Origin of the sequence: Halococcus sp. PRR34, assembly GCF_028617175.1 — an archaeon.
Lineage (GTDB): Archaea > Halobacteriota > Halobacteria > Halobacteriales > Halococcaceae > Halococcus > Halococcus salifodinae.
The window spans coordinates 579821-604779 of sequence record NZ_JAQJDA010000001.1; the positions used below are offsets into that span (position 1 = coordinate 579821).

The 24959-nt window shown below is 63.8% G+C and carries 29 protein-coding genes and 1 CRISPR repeat array; of the genes, 8 read left to right on the forward strand and 21 right to left on the reverse strand.

The features are described from left to right. Positions 1 to 58 precede the first annotated feature (58 nt). Positions 59 to 540: a CRISPR direct-repeat array (repeat unit 30 nt; unit sequence GCTTCAACCCCACGAGGGTTCGTCTGAAAC). A 381-nt stretch (positions 541 to 921) separates the two neighbouring features. Further along, a complete protein-coding gene (locus PHA81_RS03070; RefSeq protein ID WP_273835078.1) occupies positions 922 to 2154 on the forward strand; it encodes a tyrosine-type recombinase/integrase in 1233 nt (410 codons plus the stop codon). Position 2155: 1 nt separating this feature from the next. Here PHA81_RS03070 and PHA81_RS03075 read toward each other — a convergent pair whose 3' ends face one another. The 4 genes from PHA81_RS03075 to PHA81_RS03090 are packed head-to-tail and all read right to left on the reverse strand — an operon-like array spanning position 2156 to position 3307. After that, entirely contained in the window at positions 2156 to 2293 is a 138-nt protein-coding gene (locus PHA81_RS03075) for a hypothetical protein (protein WP_273835080.1), read from the reverse strand. Then, a complete protein-coding gene (locus tag PHA81_RS03080; RefSeq protein WP_273835082.1) occupies positions 2290 to 2460 on the reverse strand; it encodes a hypothetical protein in 171 nt (56 codons plus the stop codon). Before PHA81_RS03080 ends, PHA81_RS03075 begins: the two co-directional genes overlap by 4 nt. Next, a complete protein-coding gene (locus PHA81_RS03085; RefSeq protein WP_273835083.1) occupies positions 2457 to 2750 on the reverse strand; it encodes a DUF6378 domain-containing protein in 294 nt (97 codons plus the stop codon). Before PHA81_RS03085 ends, PHA81_RS03080 begins: the two co-directional genes overlap by 4 nt. After that, entirely contained in the window at positions 2747 to 3307 is a 561-nt protein-coding gene (locus tag PHA81_RS03090; RefSeq protein WP_273835086.1) for a hypothetical protein, read from the reverse strand. The genes PHA81_RS03085 and PHA81_RS03090 overlap by 4 nt, the downstream gene beginning before the upstream one ends. Positions 3308 to 3799: 492 nt before the next feature. Here PHA81_RS03090 and PHA81_RS03095 point away from each other — a divergent pair, with 492 nt between their 5' ends. Beyond that, on the forward strand, positions 3800 to 4063 hold the full coding sequence (locus PHA81_RS03095; protein ID WP_273835088.1) for a hypothetical protein: 264 nt from the start codon (positions 3800 to 3802) through the stop codon (positions 4061 to 4063). A gap of 375 nt (positions 4064 to 4438) precedes the next feature. On the opposite strand, the gene PHA81_RS03100 is transcribed toward PHA81_RS03095, so the two are convergent. From PHA81_RS03100 to PHA81_RS03110, 3 genes are all read right to left on the reverse strand, one after another. After that, positions 4439 to 4663: a hypothetical protein gene (locus PHA81_RS03100; protein WP_273835089.1), complete on the reverse strand. Its 225-nt coding sequence runs from the start codon at positions 4661 to 4663 to the stop codon at positions 4439 to 4441. A 3-nt stretch (positions 4664 to 4666) separates the two neighbouring features. Continuing rightward, positions 4667 to 4993: a hypothetical protein gene (locus tag PHA81_RS03105; RefSeq protein ID WP_273835090.1), complete on the reverse strand. Its 327-nt coding sequence runs from the start codon at positions 4991 to 4993 to the stop codon at positions 4667 to 4669. Between the two features lie 82 nt (positions 4994 to 5075). Then, entirely contained in the window at positions 5076 to 5291 is a 216-nt protein-coding gene (locus PHA81_RS03110) for a helix-turn-helix domain-containing protein (RefSeq protein WP_273835092.1), read from the reverse strand. A 197-nt stretch (positions 5292 to 5488) separates the two neighbouring features. Here PHA81_RS03110 and PHA81_RS03115 point away from each other — a divergent pair, with 197 nt between their 5' ends. Genes PHA81_RS03115 through PHA81_RS03140 form a run of 6 tightly spaced genes read left to right on the forward strand, consistent with a single transcriptional unit; the run spans position 5489 to position 8443 of the window. Continuing rightward, complete coding sequence (locus tag PHA81_RS03115; RefSeq protein WP_273835094.1) at positions 5489 to 6325, forward strand: SWIM zinc finger family protein; 837 nt, start codon at positions 5489 to 5491, stop codon at positions 6323 to 6325. Next, on the forward strand, positions 6322 to 6534 hold the full coding sequence (locus PHA81_RS03120) for a hypothetical protein (RefSeq protein ID WP_273835096.1): 213 nt from the start codon (positions 6322 to 6324) through the stop codon (positions 6532 to 6534). Before PHA81_RS03115 ends, PHA81_RS03120 begins: the two co-directional genes overlap by 4 nt. After that, positions 6534 to 6686, forward strand: a complete 153-nt coding sequence (locus tag PHA81_RS03125; RefSeq protein ID WP_273835098.1) for a hypothetical protein — start codon at positions 6534 to 6536, stop codon at positions 6684 to 6686. Before PHA81_RS03120 ends, PHA81_RS03125 begins: the two co-directional genes overlap by 1 nt. Beyond that, entirely contained in the window at positions 6683 to 7054 is a 372-nt protein-coding gene (locus PHA81_RS03130) for a hypothetical protein (RefSeq protein WP_273835099.1), read from the forward strand. The genes PHA81_RS03125 and PHA81_RS03130 overlap by 4 nt, the downstream gene beginning before the upstream one ends. A gap of 43 nt (positions 7055 to 7097) precedes the next feature. Further along, positions 7098 to 7349 (forward strand): hypothetical protein, encoded by a 252-nt coding sequence (locus PHA81_RS03135; protein ID WP_273835101.1) that lies wholly within the window; start codon positions 7098 to 7100, stop codon positions 7347 to 7349. Beyond that, positions 7349 to 8443 (forward strand): hypothetical protein, encoded by a 1095-nt coding sequence (locus tag PHA81_RS03140; RefSeq protein WP_273835103.1) that lies wholly within the window; start codon positions 7349 to 7351, stop codon positions 8441 to 8443. The genes PHA81_RS03135 and PHA81_RS03140 overlap by 1 nt, the downstream gene beginning before the upstream one ends. A gap of 253 nt (positions 8444 to 8696) precedes the next feature. Here the strand turns inward: PHA81_RS03140 and PHA81_RS03145 are convergent, their stop codons facing one another. The 14 genes from PHA81_RS03145 to PHA81_RS03210 all read right to left on the reverse strand — a co-directional run bounded on the left by PHA81_RS03145 (position 8697) and on the right by PHA81_RS03210 (position 24903). Continuing rightward, positions 8697 to 9980, reverse strand: coding sequence for a hypothetical protein (locus tag PHA81_RS03145; RefSeq protein WP_273835104.1), 1284 nt, complete (start codon positions 9978 to 9980; stop codon positions 8697 to 8699). A gap of 6 nt (positions 9981 to 9986) precedes the next feature. After that, positions 9987 to 11456 (reverse strand): hypothetical protein, encoded by a 1470-nt coding sequence (locus tag PHA81_RS03150; RefSeq protein WP_273835106.1) that lies wholly within the window; start codon positions 11454 to 11456, stop codon positions 9987 to 9989. Positions 11457 to 11483: 27 nt separating this feature from the next. Continuing rightward, complete coding sequence (locus tag PHA81_RS03155) at positions 11484 to 13331, reverse strand: hypothetical protein (RefSeq protein WP_273835108.1); 1848 nt, start codon at positions 13329 to 13331, stop codon at positions 11484 to 11486. Positions 13332 to 13468: 137 nt separating this feature from the next. Further along, positions 13469 to 15643: a hypothetical protein gene (locus PHA81_RS03160; protein ID WP_273835110.1), complete on the reverse strand. Its 2175-nt coding sequence runs from the start codon at positions 15641 to 15643 to the stop codon at positions 13469 to 13471. Next, a complete protein-coding gene (locus PHA81_RS03165; RefSeq protein WP_273835112.1) occupies positions 15640 to 16962 on the reverse strand; it encodes a hypothetical protein in 1323 nt (440 codons plus the stop codon). Before PHA81_RS03165 ends, PHA81_RS03160 begins: the two co-directional genes overlap by 4 nt. A gap of 3 nt (positions 16963 to 16965) precedes the next feature. Next, on the reverse strand, positions 16966 to 17502 hold the full coding sequence (locus PHA81_RS03170; protein ID WP_273835113.1) for a hypothetical protein: 537 nt from the start codon (positions 17500 to 17502) through the stop codon (positions 16966 to 16968). A 6-nt stretch (positions 17503 to 17508) separates the two neighbouring features. Then, positions 17509 to 19578, reverse strand: coding sequence for a hypothetical protein (locus PHA81_RS03175; RefSeq protein ID WP_273835116.1), 2070 nt, complete (start codon positions 19576 to 19578; stop codon positions 17509 to 17511). A 15-nt stretch (positions 19579 to 19593) separates the two neighbouring features. Then, positions 19594 to 19722 carry a hypothetical protein gene (locus PHA81_RS03180; RefSeq protein WP_273835118.1) on the reverse strand — a complete coding sequence of 43 codons (129 nt, stop codon included), beginning with the start codon at positions 19720 to 19722 and terminating at the stop codon, positions 19594 to 19596. Next, on the reverse strand, positions 19722 to 20660 hold the full coding sequence (locus PHA81_RS03185) for a hypothetical protein (protein WP_273835121.1): 939 nt from the start codon (positions 20658 to 20660) through the stop codon (positions 19722 to 19724). The genes PHA81_RS03180 and PHA81_RS03185 overlap by 1 nt, the downstream gene beginning before the upstream one ends. A gap of 47 nt (positions 20661 to 20707) precedes the next feature. Continuing rightward, a complete protein-coding gene (locus tag PHA81_RS03190) occupies positions 20708 to 21625 on the reverse strand; it encodes a hypothetical protein (RefSeq protein ID WP_273835123.1) in 918 nt (305 codons plus the stop codon). Positions 21626 to 21762: 137 nt separating this feature from the next. Beyond that, positions 21763 to 22560 (reverse strand): hypothetical protein, encoded by a 798-nt coding sequence (locus PHA81_RS03195; protein ID WP_273835126.1) that lies wholly within the window; start codon positions 22558 to 22560, stop codon positions 21763 to 21765. 107 nt (positions 22561 to 22667) lie between these two features. Further along, positions 22668 to 23981, reverse strand: a complete 1314-nt coding sequence (locus PHA81_RS03200; protein ID WP_273835128.1) for a hypothetical protein — start codon at positions 23979 to 23981, stop codon at positions 22668 to 22670. Beyond that, positions 23981 to 24472 (reverse strand): hypothetical protein, encoded by a 492-nt coding sequence (locus PHA81_RS03205; RefSeq protein WP_273835129.1) that lies wholly within the window; start codon positions 24470 to 24472, stop codon positions 23981 to 23983. Before PHA81_RS03205 ends, PHA81_RS03200 begins: the two co-directional genes overlap by 1 nt. After that, positions 24472 to 24903 carry a hypothetical protein gene (locus tag PHA81_RS03210; RefSeq protein WP_273835131.1) on the reverse strand — a complete coding sequence of 144 codons (432 nt, stop codon included), beginning with the start codon at positions 24901 to 24903 and terminating at the stop codon, positions 24472 to 24474. Before PHA81_RS03210 ends, PHA81_RS03205 begins: the two co-directional genes overlap by 1 nt. Positions 24904 to 24959 lie beyond the last annotated feature (56 nt).

Below are 24959 nucleotides of genomic sequence, written 5' to 3' on the forward strand. Positions count from 1 at the left end.
CCCGAGGGTTCGTCTGAAACACCGTCGGCACGTCCTTCTCGCGCCGGTGGCCGAGTTTGCTTCAACCCCACGAGGGTTCGTCTGAAACTCGAGCGCGAGCAGGATGATGAGCGCCTGCCAGTCGCTTCAACCCCACGAGGGTTCGTCTGAAACAACCAGCACTAAGGGGGGTATGCGGTCCAGCAAGGCTTCAACCCCACGAGGGTTCGTCTGAAACTCTGACATGGCAATCCAGTCTCCGGTGATGGGGATGGCTTCAACCCCACGAGGGTTCGTCTGAAACCCATTCCTGATACCGACGCGCGACGAGACTCAGGCTTCAACCCCACGAGGGTTCGTCTGAAACTACTGACGGTGCGTGTGAAGTCGAGATATACGGCGCTTCAACCCCACGAGGGTTCGTCTGAAACCAACAGCGGCAATATCGGCGGAAGTCTTTCACGAAGCTTCAACCCCACGAGGGTTCGTCTGAAACCTGTCACCTTCTGCCATGACCTCAGTAACCTTCTGGCTTCAACCCCACGAGGGTTCGTCTGAAACCATGCCCGATATGCCGGACATATCCGTGCTATCCACCAGCTACGACATAGTGTTTTCGTCGACGTTCGATACGCGCTGCACCCCGGTGGGTCGATGGAAGCACACTGTCCCCTCGTACGCGGACGATCGATCGACTGTTCGCACGTTGGCTATGGACCGTTCGTCGCCGGGGACTGCTCTCGCGGTGGGTCGTGGAGCCATCTCCCGATGAGATGCACGCGGTACCCAGAGACGACGTACCGCGGTGCTTCGATCGCGATGCAGTAGCTCCGCCAGCAGTAGCTCCGCCAGCAGTAGCTCGGAGAGCTTCACGTCGCCGAAGAATGCCCGGGGTGGGCTCCATACCTGACCTTTAGATGCCCACGGATAAACAGGGGTAGTATGACGAAGGACCCGGCCGACGCGGTCGACCGCCTGCGTGAACGACTCGGCGAGAGCGACGACATCGGCGATCGCGACGCCGACGCCATCCGCCGACTCTCGGATCGCATCTTCGTGCTCGGAAACGCCGAATACAGCGACGAGCGTCACGAGTTCCACCTGATGCGCCTCGTGAAGATCGCCGAGACCGTCAGCGACGGGTGCACACTCGACCGCGCACTCGAAGATCGCGACGCCGCCGAGCAACTCGTCTCGTGGGTCAACCAGACCTACGACAACCCCGAGACCAATCGCGGCTACCGGATGGCGCTGCGGATGTTCGGCGAGCACGCCAGCTCCGACGACCAGGTGCCGCCGGGCGAGGACAAACCCCGCTCGCTCTCGTGGATCCCGACCACCTATCCCGATACCTACGATCCCTCGCCGACCCCCTCCGAAATGCTCCACTGGGAGGACGACGTCCGGCCGATGATCGACGCCGCACAGAACTTCCGAGACGCCGCTCTCGCAGCCCTCGCATTCGATCTCGGACCGCGCGCTGGCGAGCTGTTCGCGCTCACCCGCGGCGACATCACCGATCACGACTATGGGTTGCGCGTCACGCTCAACGGGAAGAACGGGCAACGATCGCCCGTCCTCGTTCCCTCGGTCCCGCACGTCAACCGCTGGCTCGATGTCCAATCGGCGACTGGATCGGATGTCCCGCTGTGGTCGCGGCTCGGTTCCGACGAGCAAATCTCGAACAACCGAGTCCGTGACGTCCTCGGGACCCTCGCGATCCGTGCCGACGTCGACAAGCCAGTCACGCCAACGAACTTCCGCAAGTCGAGCGCGTCCCACCTCGCCAGCGAGGGTGTCTCCCAGCCCCACCTCGAAGATCATCACGGGTGGACGCGCGGATCGAAGGCCGCCGCTCGCTACATCTCGGTCTTCGGCGAGGCGGCCGATCGCGAGGTCGCACGCGCACACGGGGTAGATGTCTCGGCCGACGAGTCCGAGCCGACCGCCCCGCTCGAATGTCCTCGGTGCGGCCGCCAAACGCCGCGCGAGGAGCCGAGCTGTGTGTTCTGCGGACAGGCAATGAGCCAGTCGGGACTCGAAACCGTCCGTGAGCAGAACGCAGCGGTCCGGGAGGTCACGGCGGCCGCGTCGGGCGACCGTGCCGAAGCGCTCGCCGAGCTCGGCGACCTGTTCGACCGTTACCCGTTCCTCCGTGAGGCAGCCGGCAACTGACTCACCCATCATCGCCCTCCGCCTCGTCGAGGATGTTCTGGGCCATTCGGGCGACTTCGTCGTCGCCCGATGCGACGAGTTCGATCGTCTCGCGATGCTCGTCGACGACCGATTCGAGATTGGGTTGATCGACGCTCATGGGTCGATCACCACCACTCGGCAGATCGAGAGCACCGCCCCGATAACCGCCGCGCCGATCATGATCCCAGCCGCCATCGGCTCGCCGGCGTGCATCGCGAACCACGCGAGCAGCGCGGCGAGGAACGTCACCGCGTCCTGGGGGTGGACGTGCTGGCGAGCGTTCATGACGACTCACTCTCCCGATCCGCGAGGTGCGCACCGAGCGTTCCGTACCCGCAGATGTCGACGTGGTGGTCGGGGTCGGGGTGGCCCGACGCGATCCGACAGAGCTTGAGCGCAACCATCATGTCTGCAACCTCGTGGGGCTCGATCTCGCGATCGAGGTAGGCCGACCACATCGTCGCGATCCGCTCGAAGTTGTCCTCGGGCTCGCCGTGGCTGCCGTCACGCCCGCCGACGGTCTCGCGAGCGCCATCGAGAGCGTCCGTCCGCCCAACGGGACTTTCGAGGTTCATCGTCCCCACCCCACGCCGTGACTCGGCGTGAGTTTGATCTCATCATCCATCCGATAGACGTCGCCGCGTTCGATCTCGGCACGAAGCACCTCCTCGACGTCGTCCATCGTCGCACCTGAGAGCTCGGCGACGCGCTCGATCAGCACGTCTCGCGAGCACCCGCCCGGCCGCGCGTCCGCGAGGACGTCTTCCATGGTGGCCGGGACGCTCGGCTGGCCGGGATTTGGCGCGATCACGCCGCCGTCGGTCATGATCGCCTCGCCGCCGTGCTTGTCGACGAGGCGTGCGGTCCACCGAAGCTTGTTCGAGTCGGGGTTGGACTGCTCGACAACGACGCCGTCGTAGCCACCCTCTCGCGCAGCGATCTTGCGCAGCGCGGCCGTGACCTTCTGACCTGGAACACTCTCGCCGATCGCGTCCTCGCGGCAGAGAACGCCCGTCCGGAAGTAGGTCGTATCGCCAGGGTTGCGGTCGAGGCGAGCTCGGACCGCTTCGGCGACCGAATCGATGACGTCCTCGCCGCGGGCGTGGACGCCCGACGCGTCGGACTGGTTCATGCCGCACCACCCGCTTGTCGGCTGGTTTTGCCTGTGGCGCTCTGTGGTGGAAACGCGGGCCCTGTTCCCTAACCCCGCTTTTCCTGCGTGCGCCAACTGTCGAGCGGCGCGTTCGTGGTTCGTTACAATTCGTCTGACTTTGTGGTTTTATAAGACAATCGCCAACGAAGCGATTAGACTTATTGTACCGGCGTGCGTATGTGTACATGTCTGCGTGCCGTCGTATGCGATCAAGGCCGCTAGGCCCGCAGGCATGGTCGGGGTGGTCCAACACCCCCGGCCCCCTTTTACGGGGAGCCATGTGACCAGCCTGCTGAGTATCCATGAGAGGCCAAGCCACTAATACTTTTTCACCGGAACCCTTCCGGTAGCAGCTTGAATGGTAGACACAGTTTTGTGGTTGGGGCCCGTAGCTGTCAGCACATCGGGAATATTATAGCCATGAGTGCGACACATCGGAGCGTGCGACAGTCCGCTCCCTGGATGAGGCCGATGGATAATCGGCTCTTGGAGGTTCTCCGAGATGAGGGGAACCTGACACCATTCGCCCTCTCGAAAGAGGGTAAGACCCCCAGAGTGGACACCACCAAAGAGTACGCGAGTGAGCGGTGCCGCGTGCTCTACCGCTACGGACTGGTCGACGAGATCGACTACGGCCTCTATGCGATCACCGAGAAGGGGATCGCCTATCTCGACGAGGAGCTCGACGCGAGCACACTCGACGAGGTCAACGACCTCCGCGACCCAGGCGAGTAGGCTCACTTTCACCCCAGTGTGCATGGCAATTGTGCCAACCCCTCTCAGCGGGATAACGTCGAGGGACAAACTTCCAGTAATCAAAATCGTCTCGTGAGATAGTATATTCCATTATCACGACAGCGAATTTTGAGAGAGTAGCCGGCGTCTCTCCACACTGGTAAAGCTACGGTGTGGGTTTCCACTTCTTCCGGAAGTGCCGCTTCGGCAGCTCGCGCTGTCTTACCTAACATCTGAGCACCCGCTGTCGTCTGATGTTTGGTAAGATTGCGACGGACCGGTCGGCGCGTCGGCTCTCGCAGAACCTTATGTAACAACCCGATCCGCTGGTAAGGCGATACGTTACATAAGGTTCTCAAAGCACCGGCCGAGGCGTCAGCGCTGGTCGAACGCACTCATCCCCTCTTCGCCGAACACCAGGATCGAGTTGAGACGCAACGAGATCACCGCGGCGAACAGACTCACGACGAAGTATCTCAGTGCGTTCGGAACAAGCCCGGGGAACGCGATCGCGGCGATCGCGCTCGCGAGGCCTACGATTACTGCTGCATAGAAGACGAGTCCGAATACGCTGCGCAGCGCTGCGAGAAACCACCCCATCGGTCAGCGTTTGAGGAAGACAAGCGCTTTATCGACGAGCCAGAGCGCACCCCACCCGGTCGCGAGCGTCGCACCGATCGTGACGACGTACCCAAGCATGAGCTGGATCGCGCCCGAGAGCGGAGAGGTTGGTCTGGCGTAGGCTGTCGCCCCCACCACAGCCGCGGCGATCAATCCGAGCCAGAACACCCACCAGATGAGCCGGCGGAGGCCGGCGAAGGGGCCGCGGAGACGGCGGCGTTCGGGCGCGCGGTCGCGGGTGCTGTCATCTGAGCTCGCGACCGATCCGTTGGGGTTCACACCTGGCGGATCGTTCCACTCGTTGCTCATGTGCTATGCTACGCAATATGATGGTAAAAGTGTTCGGCGGCCCGACCAGTCCAGCTACTGTGAGGTTTCTCCCGGAGAGCTATCAACCATCGTCACGAGGGTCCTCGATCAACGTCCACAGCGCAGTGTTCTCGTGTTTGTATTCGATACACTCGGCGGCGGCGAGCTGGTCAAGCCGGGATTTGAGCGTGGGTCTCGTCATACCGGTCTCGTCGACCAACATCCCAGTCGTCATGTCGCCGTGCTCGGCGAAAGCGTCGAGTACCGCTGCCATCCGCTCGTCGATCCGAAGTGCCATTGCGGTCATACTGTCACCGTGCGCTTCATAGGTATTGCTACTACTTTTGCTTTCCGACCGCTCCGAGTATATAGCTTAACAGGTACGAAAGACTTAATAGGGCACCGCTTCAAGCGTAGAGTAGGCACTGGATGGCTGTTCTCGTGAGAGGATGGCCGGGTGTTCAAGCACCCGACCGGTGCCGGAGCAAACCGGCAATGAGCAAATCCGACACCGCGGCACAAGAAAGTGCCGCAACGACCCACGGCATCGATCACGACCGCTACGTTCGCGCACTCGTCGAGGACATGGACGTCCTCTCGCTCGGGCCCGGGACCTACGAGGTCCGCCACGACGGCGGGACCTACGGCGTCGATCTCCGGAACGTCCACTGCACCTGTCCCGACCACGAGTACCGCGACGCGCGGTGCAAACACCTCATTCGCGCGGCGCTCCACGCCGCCTTCACCGAGGGTGTCCGCACCGAGTTCACCGCCGCCGTGGTCCGAGCGTCGGACCACTACGGCTGCGCGGACGGCTACGAGGGCTGCGAGGGGCCGACCGGCGACACGCTCCCCTGCCAGACCTGCATCCACGGGACCTCGACCGGCGAGTGGACGGTGTGGGCGGTGCTGGTCGACGGTCGCCCCGCACGAGAGGTCACGCCCGACGTCGGCGAGGGTGTCGATCGCGGTGTTGGCGTGGCGACCGACGGCGGTGAGGTGAGCGCCGCGAACCGATCCTCGTCAGTCGAGCGAAGCGAGTCTGACGGCAGCACGCAGGTGACGCTCGCGGACGCGACTGACGAGACCGAGGAGGATTCGGCTGTCGAGCCGATCGCCGAGAAACGCGAGTGCGGCCACCTCTTCCACCCCGAGCAGGACCGCAACGGTTGCCTACTGTGCGAGCTCGGCGAGAAGTACGACGTCGGCGGCGACGACGACGATGACGACGACCCAGACACCATCATCGACGATCACGGGATCGAGCGCCCGGCGCGTACCGAGGCCCCGGACATGGGCGGCGGCGAGGCGTCGGGAGTGGACGAACTATGACTCCTGAGATCGCCGTCGAGAGCCTCATGGCGACGCCGGAGGGCCGCGACGAGATCGGCCGATCGATCGACGAGGACGAGCTGGTCTACTGCCCCGAGTGCGAGCGCGAACTGCCGTGGGGCGCGCCGATCGAGGCCCACGATCACGACTACGCGGGGCCGGTCACGCGCTACCACCCGGACGGCACGGTCGAGGAGGTCGACGTCTGATGGGCGACTATCCGACCACGACGGACTGGCGGGGCGACGAGCGCCGAGCGACGTGCCGCGAGTGCGGCGATCGACTCCTCCAGGGGTCGGTCGACATCGGCGAAGAGGTCTGCATCCCGTGTTCCGCACGCGAGCGGGGGGTCGACCGATGACGGCCCATGCCGCGAAGCAGGCCGTCCGCGGGACGGTGCTCGGCGTCCGTGGCACCGCCAGATGCACCAAGGCGTCCTGCTCGCGCGAGCTCGCAGAGGGCGACGAGATCGCGACGCTTGTCTACCGCCACTCCGACGAGAGTGTCTGGACGGTCGGCAGCGTGTTCTGCCGCGCCTGTCGGGTCGAGCAGGTGCGCCACCCTACCCTCGGTGCTGAGGAGTACGTCGTCGCCGCCCGTGTGGGATCGACGATGGACGTCGTCGAGCAGATCGCGCGGCTGACGATCATCGTGCCTGAAGTCCTGGACACCGCAGGACCGAGCCAGGGCCACATGCGCAGCGACATGAACGTAATTCGCGGCCCATAATCCGATCGGAACGATTTTCCAACCAACACGTAATACAAAGTCTATGACCCTCCCGCACTGGTTCTGGTGCGTTCGCTTCCAGAGCTCCAGCGGCGGTGGCGAAACGCTGGTCGTCGCACCTCATCCCGCGGCCGCGAAGCAGTCTGTCGCGGCGGGGATCGATATCGTTGCCTTTGGGGGCGTCGAGCCACGCGAGCGCGTTCCGCAGTCGATGGCCGAGCAGCGTTTTGATGGGTATTACCCCGGCGTCCGGGCGGCGCTTGACGCCGGCCACTCGGCCGTCGGTGGTGACTGATGTCATTCCGCGAGACGTTCCTCCAGGCGCGAAAGGCGCTCTCGGCGCGGTTTGTTGCCGGTCTCGCGACTCTCTCGTTCGTTGGTGCGATCATCCAACACCTCCAACTGACGATCGGCGGCGACTCGCTATTTTACGACGCGCGCGAGGTCTGGCAACCGCTCGCGAGCGAGGTGTTCGGCGGCGCGGCGCTCTACGCCACCGTCTGGGATAACAAGCCGCCACTCTTCCAGGTTCTCAACCTTATCGTGGCCGCGACCGACGCCTACGTCTCAGTGTTTCTCATCGCGATCGCGTTCGCGAACCTTGCCACGGCCGTCCTGATTGTCGTGCTCTGCGACCGCGAGGGGTACGCTCGCGTCGGTCGACTTGCAGCTCTTTTGTTTCTCGCGATGTGCCTGGCGCTGCCGGGCTATCAGATCAACCCGCGTCAGTTCGCGAACGTCGGCATCCTCATTGCACTGATCGCCACTCGCCCGGCAGTCGCGGGTGGCGCGGTGGCTGTCGCGGGACTCCTCACGCAGTTTTCGGTACTTGCGATCCCGGTCGTCGTTTGGCGGCGGTGGCGTGCTCGCACGACCGTCCGAAGCGACGAGCGCTGGTTGTTCCGATTCATCGCCACTGGCCTCGCAGTTGTCGCGGTGGCCTATCTTGCGGTCGGTGCCGTCTGGGGGACTGACGCGATGGTCGCTGGATTCAAAGACACGTTCTTCCCGCTCTCGGACTATATGGAGAAGAAGGCCGATGAGTCGCTCTGGGGCGATCCGTCGATGTGGCCGCAGGCAATGTTGATCGGACTCGGTCCCGTTTTCGTCCCCGCCGCGCTCGCCATCTATGGTGGGGTGTTGTCGGCCGCCTCACTCGTCAGGCGCGTGCTCCCGCCCGAGACCGCGGCTCCGATCCGCACCGACGGCCACGGGCGAGGGGGTAGCCACGACTATGCGTTCATCCGCCAGATGGGGGCGCTGGCCGTGTTGCTGTCTTTCCAGTCGATGATCCGCGTCGGCTCTGGGATCTATTTCATCGCGTACGCGCCGTTTGTGGCGATCCTCGCAGCCTTCGGCGCACTCTACCTCGTCGATAGTTCAGGGTAGGCCCGCCGACAACCACCACGACCGCCGCTTTTCTCGCGATCGCTATGGCTGTCGCTGATCGTCGCGCACCTGGTATGATCGACACTCCCAGAACCGCCGAGAGCGCCCTGCGACCGTACCGGAGAACCAGCACCACCGGCCGTCAGAGCCGGCGCTGGCGGGCGCACGCACCCTTCGAGATCGTTCAATCCGCGGATTGCGTAGGCCCGCTACTGCTCAGACGTCCGCTCGCGGCCGCACACCGCCCGCTGCGTCAGTCGATCGGGCCAGCGTAGCGCTGCCGTCCGGCGGGGTAATCGAAGCTGTTGTTCGAGACCGTCACACTCGGTCCGTTATTTTGGACCGACACGCCTGAATCGGCTGTCCCTTCAAAGGTACAGTCAGTGATTGCGTTGATGCTGCCTTCCTCGATTCTGACGTCCGGCACGTCCTGGGCGTTGTAGATATGGACATCGGTGCCTGTGACCTGGTCGAACGTTCCCGCGCCGTCGCCGAAGTCGTCGGTGACGATCCCGCCACCTGCGTTGGCAACGTTCACCAGCCGGACAGTGCAGTTCGTGATGTCGACGTCCGTCCCCTTGCCCTTGTCTTCGACCGAGAACCCGCGTACAGCGTGGCCTGGGTTGTTCGCGTTCATCATGCCGGTGTCGGTGTAATCAAAGCCGCTCACACAGTTGATGAACTCGCCGCGGGCGATCCGGCCGTTTGTGACGCCGTTATTCCAAATACGCGTATCGGCGACGATGACCTCGCCAGTGGTGTTGGTGGCGTACAGGCCGTTGTTCGGAAACTCCTCGAAGACACTCCGCTCGATCCGGAGCGTCCCACTGTGGCCCCCGGCGAGGAAGATCCCGATCGGCCGGTCGCCGAAGTGTTGATTTGCGAATACGCCGCCGTGGATAAACTCCACGTTTCGGATATGGTTCGTCCCCGACGAGCTGCCGGCCGGGATCGAGATCGTTGCGCCGGTCGTCGCGCCGTATGGTTCTTCCGACGGGTCGGGGTTGGCACGCCGCCCCTTCCCGATCGTTCTGACGAACTCGATGATCCCGTTCGTGGAGGTATTGATGTTGAATCGCCCCCACGCACCGCTGGCAGTCTGGTCGATGTCCACCCCTGACCAAAGGAAGCCAGACCCGCCTGAGACGGTAATCATCCGGTCGCGGAAGCCAGCAGGCAGCGAGATCGACGCGCCGTTGATCCCGCAGATCGCGGTGTCGTCGATCGACCCGAGATCCATCGGCCCATCCCAGGTAAAGGGGTCCTGGCTGTTGCCGTCGATGATGTGTAGCGTATTCGCGTCGCCGTTGATCTGGCTGGTGCTCGTGACGGTCGTCGTTGTGTTGATCGTCAGACCAGCCTGCGCAGCGCGATCGGCTGGCGGCTGGGTCGGCGTGGTCTGTGGCGAGCCGCCAGGACCGGACCCACCACCGTCGCCACCGTCGCCACCGCCACCACTGTCGTATGACGCCTCCGTAACGAACGCGCCGTTTTCGACGACAAACGCGCCGTTCTCGTGGGCGAGATAGTTAACCATCGACGATCACCCCAGTAGGTAGCCCGCAAACCCCGAGACAGTGCGCGTCTCGCCAGTGCCGTTGAAGAGTTGGAATATGAATCGACTGTTCGCCTGCGAGCTGGTCACGGTTTCGATCGGATCGAGATTCGAGGGATTGCCCTGGGTGAGTGCGCTGTTGGTGGCGTCGTACTGGTTGCCGTCGGCGTCTCGCAGTCGCAGCCGGAGCTGGTCGGCGTTCGATCCATCGCCGCTCATGACACCCCATTTCCAGATTTCGAGATTCGATCCACCCATCGCGAACGGACCGAAGTTCACGCGTTGGCTGGGATCGAGGCGGACTTGCCCGGTGTGGAAGTTCGGCGACCGCCGCAGTATCCTGGCCTTCTCCTTTTTTGAGAGAGTCTCGGCGACGCTAGCCGTTCCGGCCGTGGTTGCGGAGCCGGCAGTGTCCGCGGAGTTGACGTCGAGCGAGGACTCGTCGCTCTCATCCAGGACTAAATCATCATTGTATTTGATCGGCGCTTCGAACGTCCAGTTCCCATTGCTGTAGTTTATCTTGTTCCGTCTCTGGTACTCTTCGTTGATCTTGGGCACGATCCATACTTGGTCGCCGCCTGGAACCTGGACGTACAGCCCATCGTTCACGCCGATGTCGAGCTCGCCTTCGACGTAGGTGCCGGCGTGGAGGATATACCCTTTCCTCGAAAAGAGCGCCGAGTTGTTGTATTCGATCGCATTGCCGGGGTCTTCCGAACCACCGAATATCGGCACGAGGAGCGACTTGCCAGCCCCCTCGTCGCCGTCTGATTTAAGTCGCCAACCGTACCGACTGCCGTTGTGCTCGGTGCCGACATCCAACCGCCCGATGTTTTCGAGCGGGTTCAGGCGGACATCTGTCGGCGCTTGAATATCTGCGGTGTCAGCTGCCACACCGAGTGCATCCGCGTCGGGGACCGCTCCAACAACATCCTCACCATCGACGGCGTTCGCACTGTCGGCGACGCCCGCCTCTTCGGCCCTGAGCACCACGCCGTCGCCGTCGGGATCGATGTCATTGCCCTTGTAGGTCTCGGCGTCGCGGCGGTAGATCGGGGCGGTGTGATTCGGCCGTGAAACGTCTTGTGCAGCCATGTCGATCGCCGCGATCCGCAAGTGAGGGTATGGTGGCGGGGTCTGGTCGCTGTCGACGTGATACCCGATCCGCTCGCCCTCGGGCTGTGAGAGATCATAGTAGATATAGATGTGGTTGATCCCGTCGGTCGCGAGCGACACGCCTGGACGAGCGTCCGGCAAGAGCATCGAGTCGCGGCCGTTGTCGAGGACGTACGCCTTGCCCGGCGGGATGTCAACGACCGCATTGGAAAAGTCGACGTCGTCTTGGCGGATGTCGAGATCGCGCTCGACGTAATCGCTGATGCCAGTTCGGCCGAACGCCTCGGCGAGTAGGTCTTCGTCGAGCGTGTCCTCGTTGAGGATGTGGACTCTGTCTGTCATGGGTATGTGGTCTCAGAAAACAGTTGGTTAGCTGGGCAAGCTCGACGTGAGCGACCTGGCGAACACGTCGTACGTGCCGCTACTCATCGTGAGCGAGAGCACGCCACTGGAGAGTGTGTACGACCGATTCGACGGCGACTGGCGTTCCTCCGAACTGACGACAGAGACGTTCCCGTACACCCCCAATAGCAAGTCGGCAAAGTACGATCCACCGGCTCGCCCGGTGACGAGAAACATCCCGCCGCCCTGGAGACTTGAGCCGATGTTGAGCACCCCCTCGGCAGAGGTCCCCACCAGATCGTGCTGGTAGTGGGTGTTCATCGTCCGCGCGTCGCTGCCGATGGAGTACGTATTCAACGTGCTATTGTCGCCGAGGTCGTTCGACGTTTTCCCACGCGAGTAATTTACTCCGTACCCTTGCGGGCTGAATACGGTTGGCTGCCCAGGGTAGACGTACTGATAGGCGATGTTCGAGGGGTCCGAGTCATTGAACTCGAAAAACCGGCCATATTCAGCACCACTCTCGACGATCTCGCCGACTGCAACACCGGTATCAAAGCTGATCCCGACCGATTGGTCGCCGGTTCCTTCCCAGTAATCAAGCCGGCCATACGAGTAGGGGGCTGTGATCCGAATCCCGCCGTCACAGATGCCGTCGTTGGGTTCCGTGTAGTTCTGGATCGTGTAGCGGTTCCCGAGCGCGTAGGTACTTTCGTTGATGCCCCACCCCTGGCATCCTGTCGACTCGTTGAGTGTGACGCGGATAGCGTTCGTATTCCGAGTGTTCACATCGCTTGCCGCGTTGATATGGACACCATCGCCATCGGCGTAGTTCGTCGTCACGCGATCGATGAGAGCGTTGTTGAGGTTGTTGCTTTGAGTCTGATACAGTCGGATGTTGTGATCGCCCATCGACTTGACCGAGCACTCGGTGATCTCCGGCCGCGCCGCAAGCATGTCGATCGCGGGCGTCGAATCATCCATGTCGCTGTCGAAGCCGATACCCTTGACCGAGCAGGCGTTCCCGGTGACGCGCAGCATTAGCGTGTCCGTCGTTTTGAAGACGTGCGGCCGGGCACCGGAGTAGAGCCGGTGACCGGTGACATTGCCGGTGCCGACAAGTGCGACATTGTTGGTCGCGATCTCGGCGGTCGTATCACAGTCATAATAGACCGGCGGGACCTCGATTCGATCGCCGGGAGAGGCCTGCTCGTCGACTTCGTTCACTGCTTCCCCGAAGTCGTTGATCGATGTGTCGAGCTGCCAGACATCGTTCGTCCGGCCACCGGGCGTGCCGATGACGTTGCCTGTGACAGACTCGGCGTTCGCACTCTCGATAGCAGCCGATCGGATGTCCGCCGTGTCGGCCGTCAGCGACTCGATCTCCGCGCTCTCAGCGGCAGCGGATAGCAGCGGCGTCTCTGCACCGATGGTCCGCGGGTTGATGTCCTCGCCGTCGAGGATGGGCGCAGACCCTCGGTTTAGAAGCGTGACCGCATCGCTCCCTGATTGATTGGTGTCGACCTCTGCGACGAGCAGGTGTGGGTTGGAGGGCGCGACGCCCGTCGTGTTGTGGGCCAGCCCGACGGCCTCGTGGTCGGTCGCGGCGCTCGGATCGACTTCCAGCCAGACCTGGTTGATGCTGTTGGGCTCGAGCTCGTAGCCCACGATTCCGTCGACGAACAGCGGTATTTGCTGGTTGTCGTTCGGGATGCGAACGAGCGCGGGCGTTGTGTCGATCGTATCATCAGCGTCGAAATGCTGGACGTCGAGCGCGTCCTGCTCGATCGGCCCGCGTTCGAGGGCCGCGAACACGGTGCGGAGCTCGTCCTCGCTGATGTCGTCGCCGCTGTTGAGAAGGATTCTGTGTGCCATGTCTGTCTGAAAACACCTCACTGCCGCCCGGAGCGGCCGCTGTGTCGTCGCTGAGGTCGTGCAATCCGCGGATTTCGTGGGGCCGCGACGGCACTACGGCCGCCTGCGGGCCGCACACCACCGCCCGCGCGCGAGGGTCAGACCTCTCGCGCGACCGCCGAGACGTTCCGTTCGAGGTCGGTCACAATCTCGTTCACTGACCGACGCGACCCGATCCGCAGCCGTGCCTCGCCGGGTTCGTGCTCGACCTCTTTCACCTGGATCCCGCCGATCCCGCTGCCGACGTTGCCGGGGAGATCGGCCCCGGCGAGTGCGTCGACGATCGAGAAACCGTGCTCGTCGCCCGAGACCGTCACCGTCCCACGGTGAATCGGCTCGTCGAGCTCGTCGACGATGGCGCGGGCGGCCTGCTGGCAGGCGAAGTCGCTGACGAGCCCCGTCGCTTCTTCGACGGTCTCGACCGGATCGTCAACGCCTGGGAGCGTGTACTCGCCGTAGGTTTCGAACGTGTAGCTGATGTCGAACCCGTCACCGCCGTCCATCCGTCCATCGGACTGGGGCACGATCTCGCCGTCGTCGTGACGCACCGTGTAGTCGTCGCCGCGAGTCATCTCGATCCCCGATGCGGCCCCGACAACCCGTACCGTCCCCTGTTTGATCCGGTCGTGTTTGAGGTTGATCGGGCTACCGAGGTCTGGCAAGAATCGATACTCGTTCGTGATGTCGCGGTTCCCGCCGTAGACGGCTGCTTTCTCGACGCGCTTCGCGGTGGATTTGACTGTCGAGAAGTCACTCACGTCGGGCGTCCGGCCGACCGTTCGCTGGCCGGGTTGGGTCCACTCGACCGATTCGACGTCACCCTCGCGACGGTACTCGAAGATCGCGTTGGTGTTCTCGGCGACCGACGAGAGTATGTCGACGAGCTGGCCGTCGAAGGACTGGTTGACGACGAGCGGCACATCTTCGAGGTCGGCGGTGAGCGTCATGCTCGTGAGGTGTTGGCCCCGGTAGCCCTGCGTGGGGATCGTGTCTCGGTCTGGATCATCGCCGTACCGACCGAGCGTGACGAGCGGGGCGAGCGATGGCCCGGGGTCGGCGAAATCAACCTCGTAGATAGTGTCGTCGGTGACGATCCCGTAGTCTTCGCGTTGGGTGTTCGAGAGACCGATCCGCCCGACACCGCCGCGCGTCGAGACGTCCAACCGACCGCCGACGACTGCCCGCGGTGGCAGAAACTCGTCGAACCGGACGTTGTGCACGTCGGGGTACAGCTCCGGCCCCGAGAGCGCCCCGCCGTTATTCCCGCCGCCAGGATTCGGCCACGAGTAGCTATACCGCCGATCGTACAGTGCAACCACGTCGAGGCGGTAGTCGCCAAGCGACGACTCGGCGACAAACTCCAGCTCGTTGCGTTCGCCGGCGCGGATCGGCCCGCTCGCGATCGCCTCAAATCGCTCGCCGAGCTCGTCCCAGTCGAGATCGTCAGGGTTGCCAACGCGGGCGAGCAGCGACCCGTTCCAGTTGACCGCGACCGACGTACTGTCGGGGCACCGCGATCGGACCTTGAGCCCAACGTGTTTCGCGGGGATGTCGTGTTCGGTCTCAAACTCAAAGCGCAGCGTTTCGCCGTCGTCATCGAAAATGATAGCAAAGCCACTATTGTATCGGTCGTCGGTAGCCACCGCCGGGGCGACGCCCGCTGAGCCGAAGTTGCGGACACCGTCGATGCCGTCCTGCGGATAGCAGGTCTGGCGGAGTTTGACCGCGCCGTCCTCGACGACGACAGGATCCGTCGGGTCGATCGAGAGGCGACTCTCGAAGTCGCCGTCGCGGGTGGCCTGATAGAGGTCGACGTCGTCCTCGCGGGTCGTGGGCGGCTCGTCGACATGGGGCTCGTAGCCCGTGATGTCCGCGACGACGTTTTCGACGAAGTCCGTGGTCTGCTGCTGGGTGATCTCTCCTTGGTAGCGCCGATCGAGCTCTTGGCCGCCGCGACCACGGAGGACGGTGGCGCGCTCGGTCTGCTCGACGGCCTGGAGCGTGTCAACCTCCTGGCGCTCGCCGTCCTTCCACACCCGCATCGGCGCGTCTTCGAGGCGCTCGTCCGACCACTTCGCGTTCTTCCGCACCGGGATCTGAACTGTCGGAAAGTCGTTCGCAACGGGGTTGCGCTGCGGTGCGGGCTCGTCCATCACCGTCGGCCTGTGAGTGTACGGTTCCGCGTCGGGCTCGTCATCAGGGATATAGTCGACCTCCACGAACCAGCCGGTGGCAGGAACGCGAGCGGACGATCCACCGGCAGCACCGCTCATTTGCGGAGGTCCTCCCGTGCGACCAGCCCGGCCGAGGCGTGCGGCGTCCGGACCGAGACGCCACCCCACTTCGCGACCGGTGCGAGCTTCTGGCGGAGGTCGGCCGGCGCGCCACTGTCCTCGTTCTGTGGCACGGTCCAGATCGCCTTGTCGTACCCTCTCGGCAGTGAGAGGTCGGTCCGGTACTGCTCACCGGTCTTGCCGTGTTGCCAGGTGATCTGTGCGTCGACGCGAGCGAGTCCGATGTGGCTGAGATCGAAGTCCCGCAGCGCCCAGTCAGATCCGCGGAGTCCCTGGCCGGCCCACGCGTCGAAGTGGCCACTCGAGCGCTGCGCGGCGATCTGCCCGACGTCATCGTCGAGCCACAGCCGGAGGACGCCGTTGTCGATCACGCAGTCGCCGTCGGTACTGAAATCGTGCCCCGTGCGGAAGACGTGCTGCCAGGCGGTCGAGACTTTCGCGTTGTCTTCGCGGACTGACTCGCCGATGACCGCCTCGCCCACGATCGCGTCGGGGCCGCCGACTGTCGAGCCGGGTTCGAGATCGCCCTCGACTACCTTCGCGGAGCCGACGTAGTCGGGGGCGGTGTCCCAGACTTTGACGTCCATCCGGTACTCGCGGGCGTAGTCGTATTCGTAGACGAGTGTCGGCAGCGCCGGGGCGTCGGCGGCCGGATCGTAGAAGGACGCGTCGGCGAGGTCGTACCACCGGAAGTTCACGAACTCGCCGCGGGCCGGCGGGTACTGCCACTCGTTCAGCGGTTCGGCGTTCTCGACGACGCCGGCGACGGGATCGAACCACCGCGGTCGGCGCGCGTCCGGTGGCAGACACACCAGCTCCGTGCGAGCGGGCGGATCGGCGTTGGTGTAGTCCGACGTGCCGATCGTGTCGACGTCGGTCGGGGCGGCGTGGATCGCCCGGACGTGAGTTTTCGCGGTGCCCGCTTTCGTCGCCGTCCCATCGAACGCCTGGATCGCGTCGGTGTTCGGGTGAACGCGGTTCCGAGAGGTATCCTTGAGCGCGTAGTACCCAGCGTTCGGCCCGTCCTCACCGTCCTCGAGCGCAGTCAGTGGGACGTATTCGATCCCGCCGGCGTCGAACAGTTCCTCGACCTCCTGGCCCATGACGCCGCCGAGCTGGGGATCGCGGAACGCTCCCTGGAGGGACTCCTCGCCGGGCTGGTTGGCGACGGGGATCGCCGAGCCACCCTCGCCACTCTCGCCGACCGAGCCCTGTTCGGCGATCTGGGTGGTGATCTGCGACCCGGTCGAGACCAGCGCGTCGGTCGGGATCGAGAGGTTGTAGAGGAGTTTGACCATGCGCTATCCCACCCTGGTTACGGCGTCGGCGAACGCATCCGCGTCAAACGTCGCCGTTTCGAGCGCGATCATGCTGACGTCGATGATCCCTGGCGTGTCGGTGTTGTACGTGATCCGCGGGGACTCCACCACGACGTTCATCGGTGAGAACTGGCCGGGGCCGGAGAACTCGCCCCATTCGAGGGTGGCGGGACGGAACGAGTCGATCTGCGTGTCCCGAAGCGTTTGCTGGAGGACACTCATCTGGGTGAGTGGACTGGCACCCGAGACGCCGCCCCACGCCATATCCGATCCCATGAAGCTCTGGGCCTCGATCTCGACCATCGACTCACCGCCGCCGAGGTCGAGGTGGATCCCCTCGCGCATTCCGACATCGACGCCGGGGAAGCTGTTGAGGATCGACGAGAAGATCGACGTCCAGGTCGACCCGCTGCCGTCGAGGATAAACCCGGTGCGGACGCCCGAGGTGATCTCGGCCTCTGCCTTCATCGCGAACCGTTTCCCACCTGCTTCGAGGATCACGCCTTGGAGTGGTGCCATGTGTGATTAGATCCCGTTGAGTGCGTTGCCGAGTCCCTTCGTGTTGATGTCGAGGCCACCGCGGAACGGTCGAGGGACCTTCACATTCAGGCCACCGCGGAACGCCGGCGGGACGCTGATGTTCAGGCCACCCCTCATGAATCGCGGGACGTTGATGTCGAGGCCACCGCGGAGGAAGCGCGGGATGTTCAGATTCAGGCCGCCTCGCATGAATCGCGGCACGCTGATGTCGAGGCCGCCTCGCATGAACCGCGGAACGGCGAGGTCCAACCCACCGCGCATGAAGCGGGGGACCGACAGATCGAGCCCTCCGCGCATGAACCCGGGGACCTTGAAGCCGATCCCGCCTTTCAGAAACCCGGGGACGCCGAGGTTCAGGTTGCGCAGGAACTTCGGCGTCCGGAGGTTGATCCCGCGAAGCCAGCCCGGAACGCCCAGGTCCAGAGTCCGGAGCCACCGCGGCGTCGTCAGGTTGACTCCCTGGAGCCAGTTCGGGACGCCGAGGTTCAGGTTGCGAAGCCAGCCCGGCGCTTTCAGCTTGAAGTCGCCGGAGAGGACGTCTGAAAAGGCGCGGTTGACACGCCGGTCGAGGCGCTGGAGCCACTTCGGCGCGTCCGGCCACTGGATCCCACCGACGGCGTCGTGGATCTTCTTCGCGATCCCGCCGCCGATGATGTCGCCACCGGTCGCGCCGGCGATCCCACCGACCGCGCCGCCGACGATCGCGCCGCCCGCGGTGCCGGCACCGGGGATCACCGATCCGGCCGCCGCACCCGTTGCCGCACCGGCCTTCATTCCGGCGAAGCCACCGGCAGCCCCACCGAGCAGGCGACCGATCGCACCCGACTGCTTACGGTTCGATCCGCCGATGTACTGCGAGGCGACCATCCCGACGTCCAGCACGCCGAGAGCTCCCGCTCCGACCTTGCCAGCACCCTTCGCGAGCGCCTTCGGGTTCCGGAGCGCGCCCATGACGCGGCCGCCAGCACGCCGGAGGCCACGACCAGCACCGCGGGCGAGGCCGCGGGCGGAGGGGAGCCCACCCCGACCAGTGCGTGGGAGAGCGCCGAGGCCCGATCCCATCGCGCCCGACCGATAGCGTGCGGGACCACCGCCAGCGGCAAAGTCATCGAGGGCGCTGGCGAGGTTTTTGATCGGCGACGCAGTTCGGAAGTCATCAAGCGCACCGGTGAACCGCTCGACCGCTGACGACGCTTTCACGCGGAGCGTGTCGGGATCGAGCCATCCCGGATTCGGAACTTCGAGCTCGCGGAGCCACCCGGCCCGCGGCACGTCGAGTTCGGAGATCCACCCAGGCCGCGGGATCTCGAAGTCCCGGAACCACCCCGGTCGGGGAACGTCGATCTCGCGCAGCCAGCCCGGACGCGGGAGCTCGATCTCGTCGACCCACCGCGGCCGGGGGAGATCGAAGTCCGTCGGGCTCGGTATCCGTGGCGCGTCGATCTCGGGGCGTGGGACGTCGACGTCCGGGGTAGGGATTCGTCGGCGGACATCGTCCAGCGACGGCAGCCGGTTGCGGACGTCGGTCGGCGACGGCACGCGGGCCCGCATGTCCGCGAGCGTCGGCAGGCCGCCCCGTGGCCGTGGGAAGTCCGGCATCCGCGGTCGGGGCATGTCGGGCATCCGAACGTCCGGCGTCGGCAGCCGTGGTCGTGCGCCGAGCGCTCCGGCCAGCGGCAGCAGCGGCAACATTCCGCCACCGCCGCCCATGTTCCCTTTGCGAACGGCTTCGAGGATGTCCTCCAGCAGCTCGTTCCGATAGATGTCGAGGCCCTGACTCTCGTCGGCGAACTGGGTGAGCGTCCCGAGCCGCGAGGCCGTCCGTCCGAGCGTCCGCTGTGTGCCGCGATCGAGCCCGCCACCGCCGCGATCGCCGACGAACGAGAAGCCACCCGTCCCGCCCGGCGAGGGTGCGCCGCCGCCAGGACTCGGTGCACTCGCGTCGACGTCGACAGTGATCCCATCGAACGCCGATTCGAGCGTGTCCTGTGCCGAGCGTAGCGACTGCTCGTTGACAAAGACGTCTAACGAGGTCGCGGTTGAGAAGTCTGTCATGAAGAGTTGTGTCGGTCAGTCGCCGCTCGTCGGATCGTAAAACGCCGAGCGCTTCGCCTGGAGTGTCGGGAGGTGCATGTCGAACAGTAGCAACGTCCGCGCGGGGTACTCAGCAACCTCCCGCGGGTCGTGCCCGTACGCCATCAGTTCGAGCTTGAGCGCTTCGAAGCGGGCGGCGAAGTCGCCTTGTCGCTCGTGTGACTGTTGCGAGCGCGGTCCAAGCGCCTCCCCCACCCGTTTCCCAGGTCTTCGGAGGGTGTGTTGACGTCGTCAATCCGGGACTCGATCCAGATCATGAGCCCCGGGTGGACCTCTCGCACCGCCTCGCATTTGCTCTCGAAGTCCGCACCGCGCTCGAAGAACGGTGCGTCGACGAGCCCCGCCGCGCAGTAGAACACGCGCGATGCACCCTCGACCGAGCCGCCCTGTTGACCAGCGCCGACGACGGTCTGGGACTTCTCGGCCTGCGCGTCGCCGGCGCGGTCGGTCACGCGAGCGTGCTCGCCCGCCGTGAGTCCGCCGAGTGTGATCGTGACGTCCTCGCTGGTGCCGGTGGTGGCCGGCTGGCCGCCCTGTACGACCTGCTGGTCGGCGCTGGCAGTCGCGCTATCCGCGGATTGCGTAGGCCCGTTGGCCGACTGCGCCCCGCTCGACCCCTCCTGCGGGCGCTGGTCGGGGGCGTCGGCACCAGCCCCGTCGGTCGGGGACTCCTCGTCGACGTCGTCAGTCATCTCGTCGTAGATCTCCTGCTTGTCCTCGTCGACGTCGTCCTCGGCTTCGCCGCCGTCGGTCATGACCTGGTCGCTGCCGTAGCGATCGAGCGCCCACAGCACGCCGTTGTACTGGCGATTCGCACGCCCGATCTCGCCTTGGTGGCTCTCACGATCCTGCATGAGCTGACCGAGCTCGCGCTGGAGGGCATCGTCGGGCTCCTCGTCATCGCTGGCGGCGGCCCGGCCCTGGAGGTCGGCGAAGCGCTCCTCGAGTTCGACCGACTGTGCGGCGAGCTCGTCGAGCTTCTCGTCGAGGCGATCGCGCTCCTCGCGAAGATCGTATCGCTTGGTGGTGTTGTCGAGTGGCATGATATGGGAGTACCTACTGGGTCGGCGCGAGCGGGCGGCCAGAACCGTTAGGCCGTGTTGACGGCGATCGACGGGCTCGAAACGAAGAACGTGCCGTTTTCGAGCATGTCCTCGTTCGGGTTCCCGGCGTTCTGCCAGTCGTAAGAGTCCGCACCGATCCCGCCCAACGAGGCGGTGACGACATTCGACCCGCCGGAGTCGGCGATCGTCACCTCGGCCGACGCGGCGTTCGGCGACGTCGTCGGCGCGGTCGCGCTACTGTCACCGTACGCGAGGCTCGTGTTTCCGGTCTCTTTGTCGTAGATCGCACCGAACTCGACCTGGCTCTCGTGGGCCCCCATCTGGGCGGCCGCCGGGTGGCGGCTGAACCCGCGGAGGAGTCGCGCCTGCGAGTTGAGTTGCAGCGTGACGCTCTGCGGGAGGCGTTTGGTCGTCGACGTCGGGATCGACACCTCCGCGCCGTGGAAGACCAGCGTGTCGCCGGTCGGCTGGATTACGCTGCCGTTGGTGAGGGTGGAGTTGAACGACTCGTCGCCGTACAGCACTGTGAGGTCGAACGTGATCTCGTTATCCTGCTCGATCGTGATCGACGCCTGTGGGATGACCGCACCCATCAGCTCGCGTTCAGCAGTGCCGCGGGCCGGATCGCAGCTGATGTACCACCGCGTGCTCGCGGGCTGGCCGATCTGAAATGCGTACGGCGAGGTCGACGCACCGGTGACCGCGCGCAGCCAGTCGAGGTTGCCCGCGGTCATCGTACCGCTGATACTCATCTGCCCCTCGAAGTTGTTGTAGATCACCTCGTAGGGGTCGGCCTGTCCAGGAACGCGGATGCGCTGGGCGGCGTTCTCGACGGTGATGTTCTCGGGGGTGACGTCCGCCCCCGGCGTGAGGTACGTCGGGTCCGTCCCGGGCGCACTGTTGTAACTGGGTTCGTAAACGTATGCGATCTTTTCGTGTCCCATTGATGTGTCTCGCTGTTGTTGTATCGGTAGTTCGTGTTCGGCGTGCGACCGTCACCGAGCGCCGCGCTCGGGTCATGTCGGCCGCTATCTCCCCCTGCCCACAGTATTTATATTTAGATGAATGGTTTCGTCTTTGGCTACTCAGACGTCTTTAATTCTCCGTCTTTTTCTTTAAATTCGTCTTCTAGTCCAGTTACGTATTCCATCGGATCGGTATTAAGCGGATGTTCTGCGCCATCCACTGAATCCCATGTCTCAGCATATTGGCCGCGAATATATTTGCCAAGTTCTGTGGCTTTGAGAGTGGTTTTTCTACCCTCTGAATCAGGGACTGGTCCCTCTGCCCAACCGCGTTCAACTATTCGTTCTGCACGATCGTTGTCGACTTCGCATTGTTCTTCATCTTTTCGCGGGGGCCAGGCAAAATCATCGAAATCCTCCTGTATCTTTTTTGGAGTGTCGTCGCCACGGATATTTGCCCAGATCTCTCGTGCGATATTCCGTTTTGTTTGGACGGAGTGTTTAACGTATGAGAAGTATTCTCTATACACACCTGACTCTTTGTTGGGGACCACTCGCTTCACACTCGTCTCCAGCCCTACAGAAGCGCCGATCAGGAGCAGGGAGAAGGCAATGAGGATCATGGATAGATATTGCAGTATGGACAGCAATGGACTGACCAATCCCTGCCAGTCTGGGAATAACACCGGGGGCTGAAGAGCGATAAGATAGAAAATCAGCAAAACGCCGGATATCACTAGCGGCCGTAGACTCTTCCGTGTAAGTGAGAAAGCCAATGGCTCTTCGCTTGACATTGGCTGGTCAGAGTTTGGGTCAATCCCTTGCACTCGAGAAAGAACTTGCAGATAGATTCCAATTGCTGGGAGAGCGAGAGCAATCAGCTCGAGCAATGTGAATGCCAACTGCTGACTCATGTATTCTAATTCAACCCCACATTGAAAAATGTGGGTTGGCCCGCGTCATGTGGTCACGATCCTGCGTCCGACTCCCGTGGTGGTGCCTGTATGGGCTATACCGCCAATCAACCGATCGTCGTCTCAGACCACTTGCCGATCCCGGTGCCGGAGATCTTGTAGTGCTGTGACGGTGGGACGATCGTCGAGACGGTGGCGTACGTCGTATCCGCGCCGTCGCCAACATCCGAGTCCGCACCGATCCGGTTGTCAGACTCCGTGTCGTTGACGTGGAGAGCTAATGCCGAGCGTCCGCCGGACGTATTAGACGTCGTTACTTCGACGAGGAGAGGTTTGCCGGTCGTGTTCTGGTACCACGACGAGGACGAGCGGTTCGCGGTTTCGTCCGTGCGTGCGTCCATCGGGAGCTCCGCACTCGTGCCGACTGTGAGAGCATCCGTCGTCGTGTTGGTGTTATCGACATCGGCGTCGATCGTGCCATCCTCGTCGCTGTCGTAGGTCGGGTTGTGATGGCCAGGATCGAGTTGGGTGTTTGTATCGGTCGCGTTAATCGTCAGCGACCCGGCCTGGTCATCGTAGTCGATCGAGGCCGCCCCCGACGCCGTAAGCAACGCGCCGACGACATCCTGGATCTCTTCGTTCGATCGTTGGGTGTTGGTGTCTGTCGAGGAGATCGTGAGCGTGTTATCCGCGTCGTCGTAGGCGACGGTCGTCGCACCGCCACCGGTGACGAACGCACCGACGATGTCTCGGACTTGCTCGTCGGTGAGCTGCGTATCGGTGTCAGTATCGGTCGACGAAATCGTCAGCGTCCCGGCCTGGTCATCATAACTGATTGTAGTCGCCCCGGACCCGGCGAGGAGTGCTCCAACGACGTCTTCGATCTCCTCGTCAGTCCGTTCGGTGTTTGTGTCAGTATCGACCGCAGTCAGCGCACCGTTCTCGACGGAGAGATTCTCACCGACCAGCGACGAGATCGTCTGGTCACCGGTAACCGATCCAGTCAGCGTCTCGACCGCCTGGAGCGTGGGAGCGGTGATCTGGTCGGCGTCGACGACGCCCACATTGATGTCGGGCCGGTCGAGCTGCTCGGGCGGCACATCACGGTTGACTGGCTCGACAATCTCGACCTCGAAGTTCTGATCGTTCGGCAGCGTCTGAACCTCGCCGTCGGGCCAGGTGATGACGATCTCGGCGTGGTGCATATCCAGCCGCGACGTGTCGCCCTCCTGGAAGTCGTAGACCACCTGGTTCTGCGACTCTTTGACCTCCGTAACGGGCTGGTTGACGACGAGCGTGCCCGACTCCTCGTGCTCCATGTAGAACCGGATCGACTCGTCGCCGGTCAGCTCTCGATCGAGTTCGAGTTCTTGCTCGAACTCCGGCGTCGTATCGCCCTGCTTGAGCGTAACGACCGGCATCAGGGCAACACCTCGATCCCGTCGAACATGACGTCGAAGTTGAGGTGATACTGTTCCTGGTAGTTCTGCGAGAGGTCGTTCTCGTTTCGAATCATGAGCGTGTAGGCACCGCCGATCCCCGGCCGCGTAATCGGGTGTCGGCGGTGGGAGTTGATGATCCGCCTCGCTTCGCCACAGAGTGCCGACCACTCCTCGTCGTCGGCGATGTGACCACCCTCTGAGGCGAGCTTCCCGCGGATCCGGACGTCCGCGCCGCCGTCGTAGCGATAGTCGAAATCGAAGCCCGTCGCCTCGTTGTCGGTCGTGGGCCCGGCCCCGACGCCGATCGCGTTATGTGCCGAGAGGTTCGCCGCGGCGTCGGGTTCGTTCTGGCTCATCCGCGTCGTGTTCCGTCGGTTGATGAACACGACGTTCGACGGCGGCGAGGTCTCCCCGGTGCCCCACTCGTTGTATAAAATGCCGAGAAGGAAGTTCGTAAAGTCGGGTGCCATCAGCGACCCTCCAACTGGCGACCGAGCCACTCGACACCGTGGCGAGCGAACCGCGACTCCTCGATCCCCGAGACCTCGTGGCCGGACGAGAAGTAAACCTGTCCGGGCCCACCGGGACCACCCTCCCAGGTGAACGCGAGCGTGGGGTTGCCCTCGACCCAGTGATCATCGGTGCCGTACCCAAAGAGGGCGGCGGCCTCGTGCGTCCAGCGAAACCCGACGGTGATCGTGTCGCCGTCGCGGACGACGTCCGGACCCTCAAGCGACTCGATGACGTTCTCGACGTCGTAATCGTTGCGGCTGGCCACCTCGCGCAGCCGATCGTGGGCCGCCTCGGCCGCCTGCTCGGCGAGGTCGTCTTCGAGCTGCTCCTGGACGCCGTCCATGACGCTCTCGCGGAGCTGGCTCTCGAAGTCGCTTGACAACTCCATTATGGGGCGGAAGAGTGATGGTCACGGCAACCATCGGTTCGTCCAGTGGCGGATCT